Raw genomic sequence first — 13019 nt, 5'->3', positions numbered from 1 at the left:
TCACTGCGTCCCCCTCGCCAGCTGACCGGCGGCCGGGGTCGGCCCGCCGCCCTTGTAGGTGACCTTCCACAGCGCCGACTTGGCGTCCGAGGTGAAGAAGCCGCGCCCGTAGTCGAGGACGTACAGCGCGCCGTCCGGGCCGAACTTCCAGTCCATCAGGTTCTTGATGCCGTCGTTGCCGACCGGCACGATCTTCTTCAGCGACTCCGAGTGCACCGGGATCCCGCCGTCGCCCTGCGTCTTCGCGTCCATCAGCACGGCGTTGCGCGGCTGGTCGGCGTCGTAGAAGTCACCGACGAACCACTTGCCGTCCCAGTACTCGGGCCACTTCACCGTGCTGCCGTTCGCGGCGTCGTAGCGGTAGACCGGGCCGTCCATCGCGGCCTGGCCGCCGCCCTTGAGCCACGGCAGCTGGTAGGTCGCCTCCGACTCCTTGTACGACGGAACGCCGTTCGCGTCGCGCGGGTAGTCGGGGCCGCCGCCCTGCGGGGAGTACCAGATGTTGTTGCCGGTGACCGGCGGCAGGTTGACCAGGCCGTCGTTGTTCGGCGACTCGTTCTTCGGGTGGTCGCAGTCGTACCAGCCCAGCGGCTTGGTCGGGTCGGGCAGGTTGCGGTCCCGGTAGGGCTGCTTGTTGCCCATGCAGTACGGCCAGCCGCGGTTGCTCGCCTTGGTGATCACGGCGAAGGTGTCGTACTTGGCCGGGCCCCAGGTCGTCGAGGGGGCGCCGGCGTCCGGGCCGACCCAGCCGGCGTAGAGGGTGTCGGTGGCCTTGTCGACGGAGATGCGGGCCGGATTGCGCACGCCCATCACGTAGATCTCGCCGCGCGTCTTGCCGCCGCCCTCGGCGGTCTCCTCGCCGGTGAACAGGTTGCCCTCGGGGAGGGTGTAGGTGCCGTCCTGTTCCGGGTGGATGCGCAGGATCTTGCCGTTGAGGTTGTTGGTGTTGCCGGCGGTGCGGCGCGCGTCGGCGAAGGAGACGCCCTTGAAGTTGGGCTGCGGGTTGTTGCCCGAGTAACCGTCGCTGAAGCCACTGGAGTTGTTGTCACCGGTGGCGATGTACAGGTTGCCCCGGGAGTCCCAGGCCATCCCGCCGCCCGCGTGGCAGCAGCTGTGGATCTGCACCGGCCACTTCAGCAGCACCTTCTCGCCGGCCATGTCCAGCTTGCCGGTGGTGTTGTTGTACGTGAACCGGGAGACGCGCCGCTCGGCCATGTGCGTGTCGCGGTTGATCTCCGAGTGCGGCGTGTAGTGCAGGTACACCCAGCCGTTCTCGGTGAACCGCGGGTCCAGCTCGATGCCGAGCAGCCCCTCCTCGACCTTCGTCAGCTCCTCGCCGCCGCCCTTGTTGCCGAAGACGGTCAGCTCACCGGCGAGGGTGACCTTCTTGGTCGTCGGGTCGTAGACGTGGATCTGTCCCTTGCCCTTGCCGACGTCCGGATCGTTCCAGTCGGTGACCACCGGCTGGGAGGCGTCGGCGCCGCCGCGGCCGATGTAGAAGACCCGGCCGTCGGACGCGGTGACCAGGCCGTGCGGCTCGCCGATCTGGTCGTTCTGCCCGGGCTGGTTGGGCTGGGTGAGCCGCTCCGCCTGGTAGTTGGCCGTGATGGTGGCCTTGCAGTCGGCCTGCGCGAGGCGCGTGGTCCACATCAGGGCGCCGCGCAGATGGGTGCGGAAGTCGGTCTCGTCGTACGAGGAGGCCGTGCCGCCCATGGCGGTGTAGAAGGACCGGCCGCCGTCGTAGTCACGGCACCAGCTGACCGGGTGGTCGGTGCCGTTGGCACCGGTGCCCGGCTTGTACGTCGACTCGCGGACCCGGGCGACGGTGTGCACCTCGCCGGAGGGGTTCTTCGCCCAGTTGAGCCACTGGTCGGGGCGCTTCCACTCCAGCGGCAGGTCCTTGGTGGCCGGGTTGCGCCGGTCGCCGACCTCCACGGTGGCCCGCTGCACCGCGGGCGCGGCGCCGGCGGCGGGGCGGGCACCGACCAGGCCGGTGAACCAGTCGGAGTACGGCTCGGCGCGGGCCGCGTCGTGGACGCCGACGAAGCCGCCGCCCGCCTCCATGTACGCCTCCAGACCGGCCTCCTGATCGGCGTCCAGGATGTCGCCGCCGCCGGTCAGGAACACGATGGCGTTGTACTTGCCCAGCTTGCGCGCGTTGGTGAAGACCGAGGCGTTGCCGGTGGCCTCGGTGGTGAACCGTTCCGCGGCCGGGCCGGTCTGGCCGATGCGCTCGATCGCCGCGATGCCGGCGTTCACGACGGGCGACTCGTCACCGGCCGCAGCGGAGCCGTAGAAGACCAGGACGCGCACGTCGGAGCCGCCTGGTGGCGACTTGACCGACATCGTTGTCAGAGATGGTTCCGGCACCGGGCGCGCGCTGGCGGACGCACCCGACAGCAGTCCGGCGGTGACGAGGCCCGCGGTCAGGGACGCGACCCACATCCGTCTCTGCCGGGACTTGGCGCTCGATCCTTTGTGGTGCACGGGCATGTGATGCGATGTCAACCGCATGTGGTAACCCACTCTCCTCGGTCGCAGCGACAGCGTTGAGGAAGCTAGACCCCTTTGCACGGTTCGCCAAGAGGTATCACCGGAATCGAACGAACTTTGTCCTGAGTGTGGATAAACCAAAAGGCAGCCGATACCGTCCCACAGGCCCTGAGCCCATACCTCTGTGGGGAGTTCGGCATGGACAGACGCGCTTTCAACCGACGGGTACTGCTGGGCGGCGCCGTGGCCGCGACATCGTTGTCGGCCGGTCCCGAGCTGGCGGGCGCCGCCCCGGCCTCCGACGTCGCGGCCCGCACGGCGCCGGCCGGCGGACAGGTGCGCCACCTCAGGATGTACGCCGAGAAGCTCCCCGACGGGCAGATGGGCTACGGCCTGGAGAAGGGCAAGGCGAGTATCCCCGGCCCGCTGATCGAGCTGATCGAGGGCGACACGCTCCATATCGAGTTCGAGAACACCATGGACGTCACCGCGAGCCTCCATGTCCACGGCCTGGACTACGAGATCACCAGCGACGGCACCAAGATGAACCACAGCGAGGTCGAGCCCGGCGCCACCCGCACCTACACCTGGCGCACCCACACCCCCGGCCGCCGCGCGGACGGCACGTGGCGGGCGGGCAGCGCCGGCTACTGGCACTACCACGACCACGTCGTCGGCACGGAGCACGGCACCGGCGGCATCCGCAAGGGCCTGTACGGACCGGTGGTCGTGCGCCGCAAGGGCGACGTCCTGCCGGACGCCACGCACACGATCGTCTTCAACGACATGCTCATCAACAACCTGCCGCAGGGCCCGAACTTCGAGGCCACCGTGGGCGACCGCGTCGAGATTGTCATGATCACGCACGGTGAGTACTACCACACCTTCCACATGCACGGACACCGCTGGGCGGACAACCGCACCGGCATGCTCACCGGCCCCGACGACCCCAGCCAGGTCATCGACAACAAGATCTGCGGCCCCGCCGACTCCTTCGGCTTCCAGATCATCGCCGGCGAGGGCGTCGGCGCCGGCGCGTGGATGTACCACTGCCACGTCCAGAGCCACTCCGACATGGGCATGGTCGGCCTGTTCCTGGTGAAGAAGCCGGACGGCACGATCCCGGGCTACGAGGAGCACGACCACGGCACGCATGGCACGACGTCCGCCTCACCGCACGATGGCCACTGACACCGGCGACCGCTGTACGTGACCTCCGGTGAACGGCCGACGCGAGGGAACGACGGCCAGGGCGCCCCGCTCCGGGGCGTCCTGGCAGGATCAGCGCGGGATCTCGGCGAACAGCCGCGCCGGGGCGGCGAACTCGCACCAGACGATCTTGCCCGGGTTGCGTTCGCCGACGCCCCACTTGGTCGCCAGGGCGGCGACCAGCGTCAGGCCGCGACCGCGTTCCGCGGTGGGGTCCGGGGTGGGGGCCGCTTCCGGGACCTCGCCGTCGCCGCTGTCGTGGATCTCGACCCTCAGCCGGGCCGCCGCGCCGTCCCAGTGCAGGAACAGGCGATAGCCCCGCCCCGGCGGCACGCCGTGTACGAGTGCGTTGGTCGCGAGTTCGCTGACGCAGAGCAGCACGTCGTCCGTGTTCACGTCGCGCTCCTCGCACGCCCAGTCGGTCAGGGCCTGCCGCACGAACTTCCGTACGAGCGGCACGGACCTGCGCTCCCGGCAGTAGAAGGCTTCGCGGAATTCGAGGAGTTGAGTCGCTTCGTTCATGAGACGAAGGTCACACAACGTCACTACCGTTGTGCACCGCGTCAGGTCGTACGAAGTCGATGTACGACCGCTGACGGGTCATCACGCGTTCTGAACGGGGAGAGGCACTGCATGCAGAAAGCGAAGCAGACGAGCAAGAAGCGCATTACGTCGTGGCACCTGATCGGTGCTCAGGTGGCCATGTTCCGCCGGGTGGCCGGCCTGACGCAGGCGGCGCTCGCGGACCAGTGTCGCGTCAGTGAAGACACGATCGCGTCGATCGAGCAAGGGCGGCGGCCGCTCCAGCTGGACTTCTCCGTCCTCCTCGATGAGCTCCTGGCCACCAAGGGCGCCTTAGAGGTCGCCGTCGGGAAGGTGCCGGAGAAGGAGCGGTTCCCTGCGTTCGTGCAGGACTTCGTCGGGTACGAGCAGGAGGCGCTGAGCCTCTTCTCGTACCAGAGCCAGGCCATCCCCGGGCTTCTTCAGACGGAGGAGTACGCACGGTTCATCTTCTCCTGCCTGTACCCGCCCATCGAGGACGACGAGCAGGAGGAGTGGGTGCAAGCCCGCCTCGACCGGCAGCGACTCCTTGAGCGCAGGCCGCGACCGATGCTCCACTTCATCATCGAGGAGAGCATCCTGCGCAGCGAGATCGGGGACCCCGCGATGATGCGGAGGCAGATCGAGCACCTCCGCAAGTGCGCCGAACTCCCCTTTGTGTGCATCCAGATCATGCCGATGAAGCTTCCGAAGCACGCCGGTCTCGCGGGTCCGATGGTGATCCTTGAGACTCCGGACCACGATCAACTGGCTTATATCGAGGGGCAAGGAGTCAGCTTCCTGGTCGATGACCCGGACGAAGTCAGCTTGCTCGTGCAGAAATGTGGGATGCTCCGATCGCAGGCGCACTCTCCCGAGGAGAGCATCTGCCTAATGGACGACCTGCTTGGAGAGAGATGACCCGCACCGGCCTCAACTGGTTCAAGTCAAGCTACAGCGGCAGCCAGGGCGGCGACTGCCTCGAAGTCGCCTACGACTGGCGCAAGTCGAGCTACAGCAGCGACCAAGGCGGCGACTGCGTCGAGGTCGCCGCGCACCCCGCGGCCGTGCACGTTCGGGACTCCAAGGTCACCGACGGGCCCATGCTCACCGTGCCGCCCGCCGCGTGGGACGCGTTTCTTCGGGCGAACGTCTAGCGCCTCGTCGCCGTGAGGTACACGCGGCGGGCCGGGATCTCGTTCTCGTACGCCTCGCGGACCGTGCAGTCCTCGATGGCGAAGCCTGCCTCGTGGGCTGCCCTGCGGAGCTCGTACGCGGTGAACTCCGCCCAGTAGACGCGGAGTTCGCTGCCCAGTGGGTCGGCGATCACGCCGTCGGCCTCGCCCTCCTTCGCGACGATGAGCAGCCGGCCGCCGGGGCGTATCGCGGCGGCCCAGGACGCCATCGTGTCGGGGAGGCGGTGCTTGGGCTGGTCGTGGAGGGAGTAGTACGCGACCAGGCCGTCGAGCGGGCCGCCGGTGACTGCGCCCTGGTCCATGACGGCGAACCGGCAGCCCGGCTGCTCCCGGCGCGCCAGCGCCACGCAGCGGGGTGAGACGTCGATGCCCAGCATGTCGAGGCCGTGGGCCGCGAGCAGGGCCGTGACGTGGCCGCAGGGGCCGCAGCCCGCGTCGTACACCCGGCTGCCCGCACCGACCCGCTCCGCGAACGCGCGCAGGACCTCCAGGTCGTACGGCTTCTCCGTCAACTCGTCGCGGAAGAGCCGCAGATAGTGGTCCGCGCGGGCGTCCCACGTACGGACGACGTCGGCGGAGCTGCCGGGTGCGGGCGACGGTATGGGCGCGTCGGTCATCGCCGTACCGTACACGCGAATGGCGCTACCAGCGGTCGCGGTGGATCACATCGGCCACCGGACGGCGGCGGACCGGGCCGAAGTTGCCCTGCGGCCAGCCGACCGGGATCGCGGCGAAGGTGTGCATGTCCGAGGGGATCTTGAGGGCGTCCTTCCACTCCTGCTCCAGCATCAGGTGCCAGATGGTGATGTTGGCCGCGAGGCCCAGCGCCCGCGCCGCGAGCAGGATGTTCTGGACGCCGGGGTAGACGCAGGAGCCCTCCGCGAGCGCCTGGAAGCGCGTCTGGGTGTTCGCCATGTGGTCGAGACCGGCCGGGCCGAGCGAGGCGGCGTAGACGCCCAGGCCCTCCTCGTCGAACCGCGGCTCGGGGAACTTGTAGCAGGGGATGATCAGCGCCGGGGTGTCCGCGAAGTGGTCGCGCTGGTGCTCGATCGCCGCCACCATCCGCCCGTACGCGGCGTCGTCCATGCCCTCCGGCGCGTGCTTGCCGGTCGTCGCGAGGTAGGCGTCCACGCACCGCTTCCAGAGCGGGGCCAGCTCGGCCATGACCGCGCGGTCGGTGACGACGACGTACTCGTAGCACTGCATGTTGCCGCCGCTCGGGCCCCACACGGCGGCCTGTATGAGCTGGTCGATGGTCTCGTCCGGCACGGCGTCCGGCTTGAGGCGGCGCATGGCGCGCATCGTGGACATCGTGGGGAAGAGCGCGGGGCCGTCGGGAGAGGGCGCGTCGGCGTAGATCGTTTCGAAGGTCATGATCGCGGAGTCTACGACTCGATTCCCGCCCCGGTAAGGCCCCTTGGGCACCGCCGCCCGGCACCCCCTCGCACCGGGCGGCGGGCCGTCACAGCCCCGCGCGCAGCGTGTTCACACGGGCGGCCGCCGCGTCGAAGGCGGTCGGGTCCAGGGAGTCGCCCAGGGCGTCGGCCAACGCCGCCACGGCCTCGTCGCCCTGGGAGACGCTGCGGGCCGAGCAGAGCAGCAGGTCCATCCCGGCGGCGGCGGCCTTCACGGCGCGCTGGGACGTACTGCCGTAGGACGAGAGCGCACCGGCCTCCAGCGCGTCCGTGACGGTGACGCCCTTGAAGCCGAGCCGGTTGCGCAGCTCGCCGACGACGGTCGGCGAGAGACCGGCGGGGCGGGCGGAGTCCAGGCCCGTGTAGATCGCCCAGGAGAGCATGACGAGCTTGACGCCCGCCGCGATGGCGTCCTTGTACGGGGCCTCGTCCACGCTGCGGAGGGTCGAGGCGGAGGTGGTGATCGTGACGGACCGCAGGTCGGTGTTCTGGCTCGCCGTCGCCGGGCCCAGGCCCGGGAAGTGCTTGGCGGTGGCGGCGACGCCCTCGCGCTGCTGCGCGGTGATGAAGTCCGCGCCGCAACTGGCCACGGCGGCGGCCGACTTGCTGTACGAGCGCTGGTACTGGTCGGTGAAGTCACCGGCCGTGCGGTACACGTCGAGGACCGGGGCCAGGTTGACGTTCATGCCGACGCCCGCGAGGTTCAGGCCCGCGCCGCTGCCGGTGAAATCGGCCCAGTAGTGCGGATCGGAGGAGGCGCCGACGTCCTTCGCGGACTTGACGGGCTCCCCCGGCAGGCGGCGGATGATGCCGCCCTCCTGGTCGGTCATGAGGAGCAGCGGGGCCTTGACGGGGGAGGAGGCGCGGGCCTGCTCCATGGACCGGATGACGCCCTCGATCTGCGTCAGGTTCTGGACGTTCTCGCCGAAGAAGATGACGCCCGCCGTGTGGCCCTGCTCGATGGCCGTCATCAGGGACGCGGGGGGCGTGAGGCCCGGGTACGAGTGGATGACGCGCTGCCCGGCGCGCTGGAGGGGCGACAGGGCGGAGAAACGGGGGCGGGTGCTCTCGGGCAGCCGGAGGGCCGCCTCCGCCGCGCCGGCCGCCGGGCCCAGACCGCCGGCGAGGGCCGCCGCCCCGGCGATCAGGGCGCCGCGCCGGCTCAGGGGTGGGGTCATGAGGTGCTCCTTCGTGAACGGTCGTGGGGGGGGGCGGGTGGGACCGGAGCGGCCCGACCAGGCCGCTCCGGCTCGTACACCTATACGTTTACGTTCACGGCGTGTTGTTCGCCAGGGCGAGGAGGCGGGAGCGGTCGCCGCCGAAGCGGTCCCGGTCGACGTTGCCGGAGACTCCGCTCACCGAGCCGGTGGACGTGTACTGCCAGACGGTGTAGAAGGGGAAGCCGGACGGGATGCTGGGGGTGCCGGTGGTCCAGTTCGCGACCCACAGCGGGCTGCGGGCGGACATGCCGCTCCAGCCGCCGGTGCAGGTGTTCCACCAGCTCGGGCTGGTGTAGATCACCACGTCACGGCCGGTGCGGGCCTTGTACTGGTTGTAGAAGTCGAGGATCCACTGCTGCATGGACGCCTGCGAGTAGCCGTAGCAGGTGCCCTCGATGTCGAGCACGCCCGGGAGCGTGAGGTTGTCCCGGGACCAGGCGCCGCCGTTGCTGGCGAAGAAGTCGGCCTGCGCCGCGCCGCCGGAGACGTCCGGCCGGGCGTAGTGGTAGGCGCCCCGGATGACACCCGCGTTGTAGGCGTTCAGGTAGTTGGCACTGAACGTCGGGTCCTTGTACGTCAGGCCCTCGGTGGCCTTCATCCAGGCGAACTCGATGCCCGCGCCGCGCACCGAGCTCCAGTTGATGCCGCCCTGCCAGCTGGAGACGTCGATGCCCTCGGGGTTCGCCTTGAGGCCGGCGCCCGGCTGCGCGCCGAGGTGCAGCTGCCGGGCGTCCGGCTTGAAGTCCTTGGTGTCCTGGACGTAGCCGACGCCCATGTACCCCTTGCCGAGCGGGACGGGGTTGTCGTGGCGGGGCGCCGCCGAGGCGGTGCCGGACATCAGGCCGAGCAGCAGCGCCGCGCTCGTACCGAGGACACCGGCCGCGGTGAGTCTCTTGCGAGTGATCATGAGGAGCCTCCTGCTGGTGGGGGGAACGGCCCTGACCGGCCGTTCGGGCAGCACGCTTCACGCATGGGGTCTACGCGCGTCCACTTGTCGCGAACACGACACAGTCAGCCACAGGAACACCCCTTCGGTAAACAGTTTTCGTTCCTCGTTAGTGGTCTAGACCTCCATCCGTCTCCGTGAGCAGCGCGAACACCTCCCGCCCGGCGGAAAGTTTCCGCGTGGCCGAAACGGTCCGTCAGGCGCTCCCCCACTCGATCGGGTGGACGTTCTCCCTCAAAGGCATGATTCGCGGGCAAATGACCTTGGCGAGGGCGATCATGCCTCGGTGATCTCTACCAACCGGACGGTCCGCCGTCCCAAGTCCCCTTTGCTGGCCGGGTTCGGCGGTGCGCTCGCGCTGCTGAGTCTGGTCCCGGCGCTTCCCGCGACCGCCGCCGCACCCGCGCGCGACAGCGCCGTACGTTCCACCGCGTATGCGGCGCCCCGGCCGGTGACGCCCGCCGAACGCCGTACCGCCGCCTACCTGGACGCGCTGCGGGAGCGGCCCGCGCAGCTGCGGGCCTTCTTCAAGGAGCTGCCCAAGGGCGGTGACCTGCACAATCACCTGTCCGGCGCGGTGACCACCGAGTATCTGCTCCAGCTCGCGATCGAGCAGGGGCTCTGCATCGACGCGACGATGACCGCGGTGGCCTCGCCGTGTGCCCCGGGCGCCCGGCCGGCCTCCGACGCGCGCACCGACCCCGCGTTCAAGCAGCAGATCATCCGGGCCTGGTCGATGCAGGACTTCCCGGCCGACGAGTCCGGGCACGACCACTTCTTCGACACCTTCGGCAAGTTCGGCATGGCCACCTGGTACGCCCGGGGCAAGATGCTCGCCAACGTCGCGAACACCGTGGTGAAGCAGAACCAGTTCTACCTGGAGACGATGGTCAGCCCGGCCTCGGACAGCGCCAAGAAGCTGGCCGACGAGGTGGGTTACGACGCCGACTTCGCCGCGTTCCACCGCAAGCTCGTCGCGGGCGGCAAGCTGGACAAGGTCATCGACGAGGCCGTCCAGGAGGCCGACGACAGCGACGCGCAGTTCCGCGAGGCCGCGCACTGCGACACCCCGCGCCCCGCTCCCGCCTGCAAGCTGCCCGTCCGGTGGATCTCCCAGGTCTCCCGGGGCAGCGCCCCGAACCGCGTGTTCACGCAGATGGCGGTCGGCATGCGGCTGGCCGAGCGCGACCCGAGGTTCGTCGCGGTCAACCTCGTGCAGCCGGAGGACGGCGAGACCTCGCTGCGCGACTACAGCCTCCAGATGCGGATGCTGAAGTACCTGCGCGGGCAGTACCCGGGTGCCCACCTCACCCTGCACGCCGGTGAGCTGGCCCCGGGCCTGGTCAAGCCGGAGGACCTGACCTTCCACATCAACGAGGCGGTGCGGGTCGCCGGGGCCGAGCGCATCGGCCACGGCGTCGACCTGGTCCACGAGGACGACTGGCGGGCGCTGGCCCGGACGATGGCCCGGCGCCACGTGGCCGTCGAGGTGCCGTTCTCCAGCAACAAGCAGATCCTCGGCATCGCGGGCGACGACCACCCGTTCAACGCGTACCGCAGCTACGGCGTCCCGATCGTGCTCTCCACGGACGACCCGGGCGTCTCCCGGATCGACATCAGCCACGAGTACCAGTACGCGGCGAAGACCTACCGCCTCTCGTACACCGAGCTGAAGGACCTGGCCCGCGCCTCGCTGGAGTACGCCTTCCGCGACGGCCGCAGCCTGTGGGCCACCGGCAGCGCACCGTCGAGCTACCGCGTGGTGGCGGCCTGCCGGGCCGACCGCCCCGGTGACGGCCGCCCGAGCGCGCGCTGTGCGCGGTACCTCGCGGGCAGCCCGAAGGCGGCGACCGAGTGGCGCCAGGAGGCGGCCTTCGCCACGTTCGAGCGGGCCCACGGGGGCCGCGGCTGAGCCCGCGGGGCAGCCGCTCCACCGCGTCCGGGCCGCGGGGCCGTCCCCCCGCGGCCCGGACGCGTGTCCGGGTCCCGTCTCAGCCGCGCCCGCCCGGGGCGAGGGTGATCCGCACGTTCTGGGGCGCGTCGCGGGGGAAGGTCCAGACGCGGCCCGCGGTGCTGACCGCGGTCACCGCGGTGTCGTCCAGGGCGACTTCGCGGAACGGGTCGGACCAGCGGGAGACGGCGAGCCATTCAAGGGTGTTCTCCTCGTCGTCCCGGGTGAGCGCGACCCAGCCGATGGAGCCGTGCCGGGCGGACTCCCCCGCCGAGGCGCGGCTCCCCCCGTGGACGTGGACGGCGTGGGTGGAATCGACGTCCAGCCAGTCGTCGGCGCTCCATTCGGTGGCCCGCAGGATCTCCAGCCAGTGCCAGCTCTCGGCCCGCGGATCGTCGGGCCGTCCGGCCTCGTGCGTCCGCAGGAGGTCCATCACGCGGAGGGAGCCGTCGGCGAACACGATGACGTCCCCGTCGGGCGCCTCCCTTTCGCGCCAACGGCGGTGCACCAGCTGGGCCATGGGCGTCGCGGCCGCGTCGTTCATGCGCTCGATTCTGTCACGGGGCGACTGGGCTCCCCGTGCTCAGAAGCCGCCCCCGAAGTCCCCGCCGCCGCCGAACCCGCCCCCGTCGCCGAAGCCGCCGCCGTCCCCGAAACCGCCGCCTCCGAAGCCGGACGAGTCGAAGTCCGAGCCGGAGAAGTCGCCGCCCGAGAAGTCGCCGCCGCCGTAGTCACCGCCCCCGTAGTCCGCCGCGTACGCCGGGGTGGCCAGCATCGAGCCGAGCATCGTGCCCACCAGGAGCCCCGGCAGCAGGCCGCCGCCGAAGTAGCCGCCCGCCCACGGACCGTAGGCCGGGCCCGCCTCCCAGTACGGGCGGCGGGTGCCGTCGCCCACCTCGACCGTGCGGCTCATCGGGTCCTCGCCCTCGTTCAGCCGCACCCGGTCCGCCGCGCACACCGGGACCTCCCGGGCGCTGCCGCCCGCAGGGGCCCAGCGGACGTCCGCAACGGAGGGGCCGTGGCGCGGGTCGAAGAAGCAGGGCGGGCGGCGGGCCGGGAGCTCGCGGCCGGAGCGGCGGGCGTCGAGCACCGCGAGCGAGTAGCGCCCGTCCTCCAGGGCCTGGGTCACCCCGCGCACGTCCGAGGGGTGTTTCGCCCCGGCCATACGGGACTTGGCGCTCTCGTAGGAGTCGAGGGCGCGTTCGTAGTCGCCGCGCATCGCGTCGTCGGCGCCGGGCTCCGCGGGGTGGAAGTCCAGCCGCTCCAGGGTCTCCCCGTACGCCGTGATGTCCTCGTCCACGACCACCCGCAGCTTGTCGAGCGCGACCCGCTCCTCTTCCTCCTTGCGCCTGCGGTTGCGGCGTACGACCGTGTACGCCGCGGCGCCGCCGAGGACGACCACGGCCCCGGTCACGGCCAGGCCGACGGCGGTCGAACTGCCGGTCGACGGGGAGTGCTCGCCGCCGCTCCAGGAGGCGGGGGCGCTGCCCCGGGCCTGTTCGAGGGCGCGGTCCACGAAGGTGTTGAGCTGGGTCGCCGCGTCGGTGTCCGCGCCGGGGGTCTTCACGGCGGCGGTGAGGTTGATGACCGCGTTCCGGGACATGACCTGCGGGTCGGCGCCCGCGCTGAAGCCGTCGCCGAGGCGGATCGCGTAGACGCCGGTGATGCCGGTCTCGGCGCGCAGGGTGCGCAGCACGGTGTCCTCGGGGAAGGCGGCGGTGTTCGGCAGCACGGCCACGAACACCGGCTTGTCCGCGTCCTCGATCTTCTTGCTCAGCGCGGCGGCCTGGCTCCGGGAGAGCTCGGCGGACGCGGCCGGGTCGACGTAGACGGGCCCCTTGCGCAGGGCCTGGGCGACGTCGTTCACGGTGGAGGCGCCGGTCGCGGCCGGAGCGGCGGGGGCCGCTGCCGGGGCCAGGAAGAGGGCGAGGGCGGACAGCAGGGCCAGGAGCCCCGCCAGGAGCGCCGCCGGGGCCGTGAGGACGAGAAACGGCCTGTTCCGCATACTCCCAAGCTAACGCACACACGTACGAAACGGGTCGGGACGTA

Annotated in this window: 12 protein-coding genes; 4 read left to right on the top strand and 8 right to left on the bottom strand. The window is 70.7% G+C overall.

The annotated features are described in order from the left end of the window. Positions 1-2445 (bottom strand): ThuA domain-containing protein, encoded by a 2445-nt coding sequence (locus tag OHS17_RS24275; RefSeq protein ID WP_330313863.1) that lies wholly within the window; start codon positions 2443-2445, stop codon positions 1-3. A 246-nt stretch (positions 2446-2691) separates the two neighbouring features. On the opposite strand from OHS17_RS24275, the gene OHS17_RS24270 reads away from it, so the two are divergent. Beyond that, positions 2692-3684, top strand: a complete 993-nt coding sequence (locus OHS17_RS24270) for a multicopper oxidase domain-containing protein (protein ID WP_330313862.1) — start codon at positions 2692-2694, stop codon at positions 3682-3684. Between the two features lie 90 nt (positions 3685-3774). Here OHS17_RS24270 and OHS17_RS24265 read toward each other — a convergent pair whose 3' ends face one another. Further along, a complete protein-coding gene (locus tag OHS17_RS24265; protein ID WP_330313861.1) occupies positions 3775-4224 on the bottom strand; it encodes an ATP-binding protein in 450 nt (149 codons plus the stop codon). A gap of 111 nt (positions 4225-4335) precedes the next feature. Here OHS17_RS24265 and OHS17_RS24260 point away from each other — a divergent pair, with 111 nt between their 5' ends. Beyond that, complete coding sequence (locus OHS17_RS24260; protein ID WP_330313860.1) at positions 4336-5163, top strand: helix-turn-helix domain-containing protein; 828 nt, start codon at positions 4336-4338, stop codon at positions 5161-5163. Further along, complete coding sequence (locus OHS17_RS24255) at positions 5160-5399, top strand: DUF397 domain-containing protein (RefSeq protein ID WP_330313859.1); 240 nt, start codon at positions 5160-5162, stop codon at positions 5397-5399. The genes OHS17_RS24260 and OHS17_RS24255 overlap by 4 nt, the downstream gene beginning before the upstream one ends. Here the strand turns inward: OHS17_RS24255 and OHS17_RS24250 are convergent. The 4 genes from OHS17_RS24250 to OHS17_RS24235 all read right to left on the bottom strand — a co-directional run bounded on the left by OHS17_RS24250 (position 5396) and on the right by OHS17_RS24235 (position 8980). Next, positions 5396-6055 carry a class I SAM-dependent methyltransferase gene (locus OHS17_RS24250; protein WP_330313858.1) on the bottom strand — a complete coding sequence of 220 codons (660 nt, stop codon included), beginning with the start codon at positions 6053-6055 and terminating at the stop codon, positions 5396-5398. The genes OHS17_RS24255 and OHS17_RS24250 overlap by 4 nt on opposite strands. 25 nt (positions 6056-6080) lie before the next feature. Continuing rightward, entirely contained in the window at positions 6081-6812 is a 732-nt protein-coding gene (locus OHS17_RS24245) for a nitroreductase family protein (protein ID WP_330313857.1), read from the bottom strand. 88 nt (positions 6813-6900) lie between these two features. After that, positions 6901-8031: a glycoside hydrolase family 3 N-terminal domain-containing protein gene (locus OHS17_RS24240; RefSeq protein ID WP_330313856.1), complete on the bottom strand. Its 1131-nt coding sequence runs from the start codon at positions 8029-8031 to the stop codon at positions 6901-6903. A gap of 94 nt (positions 8032-8125) precedes the next feature. Continuing rightward, positions 8126-8980, bottom strand: coding sequence for a GH25 family lysozyme (locus OHS17_RS24235; protein ID WP_330313855.1), 855 nt, complete (start codon positions 8978-8980; stop codon positions 8126-8128). A gap of 325 nt (positions 8981-9305) precedes the next feature. Between OHS17_RS24235 and OHS17_RS24230 the strand changes: the two genes are divergently transcribed. Next, complete coding sequence (locus OHS17_RS24230) at positions 9306-10931, top strand: adenosine deaminase family protein (protein ID WP_330313854.1); 1626 nt, start codon at positions 9306-9308, stop codon at positions 10929-10931. A gap of 79 nt (positions 10932-11010) precedes the next feature. On the opposite strand, the gene OHS17_RS24225 is transcribed toward OHS17_RS24230, so the two are convergent. Next, a complete protein-coding gene (locus OHS17_RS24225; RefSeq protein WP_330313853.1) occupies positions 11011-11514 on the bottom strand; it encodes a hypothetical protein in 504 nt (167 codons plus the stop codon). A gap of 39 nt (positions 11515-11553) precedes the next feature. Further along, positions 11554-12975: a hypothetical protein gene (locus OHS17_RS24220; protein ID WP_330313852.1), complete on the bottom strand. Its 1422-nt coding sequence runs from the start codon at positions 12973-12975 to the stop codon at positions 11554-11556. Positions 12976-13019 lie beyond the last annotated feature (44 nt).

The organism is Streptomyces sp. NBC_00523 (genome assembly GCF_036346615.1).
In the GTDB taxonomy this organism is placed as follows: Bacteria; Actinomycetota; Actinomycetes; order Streptomycetales; family Streptomycetaceae; genus Streptomyces.
This window is presented reverse-complemented; position numbering and strand designations above follow the sequence as displayed.

Coding starts and splice junctions, on each gene's coding strand:
- OHS17_RS24275 (WP_330313863.1), bottom strand. CDS start 2,445: ATGTGGGTCGCGTCCCTGACCGCGGGCCTCGTCACCGCCGGACTGCTG.
- OHS17_RS24270 (WP_330313862.1), top strand. CDS start 2,692: ATGGACAGACGCGCTTTCAACCGACGGGTACTGCTGGGCGGCGCCGTG.
- OHS17_RS24265 (WP_330313861.1), bottom strand. CDS start 4,224: ATGAACGAAGCGACTCAACTCCTCGAATTCCGCGAAGCCTTCTACTGC.
- OHS17_RS24260 (WP_330313860.1), top strand. CDS start 4,336: ATGCAGAAAGCGAAGCAGACGAGCAAGAAGCGCATTACGTCGTGGCAC.
- OHS17_RS24255 (WP_330313859.1), top strand. CDS start 5,160: ATGACCCGCACCGGCCTCAACTGGTTCAAGTCAAGCTACAGCGGCAGC.
- OHS17_RS24250 (WP_330313858.1), bottom strand. CDS start 6,055: ATGACCGACGCGCCCATACCGTCGCCCGCACCCGGCAGCTCCGCCGAC.
- OHS17_RS24245 (WP_330313857.1), bottom strand. CDS start 6,812: ATGACCTTCGAAACGATCTACGCCGACGCGCCCTCTCCCGACGGCCCC.
- OHS17_RS24240 (WP_330313856.1), bottom strand. CDS start 8,031: ATGACCCCACCCCTGAGCCGGCGCGGCGCCCTGATCGCCGGGGCGGCG.
- OHS17_RS24235 (WP_330313855.1), bottom strand. CDS start 8,980: ATGATCACTCGCAAGAGACTCACCGCGGCCGGTGTCCTCGGTACGAGC.
- OHS17_RS24225 (WP_330313853.1), bottom strand. CDS start 11,514: ATGAACGACGCGGCCGCGACGCCCATGGCCCAGCTGGTGCACCGCCGT.
- OHS17_RS24220 (WP_330313852.1), bottom strand. CDS start 12,975: ATGCGGAACAGGCCGTTTCTCGTCCTCACGGCCCCGGCGGCGCTCCTG.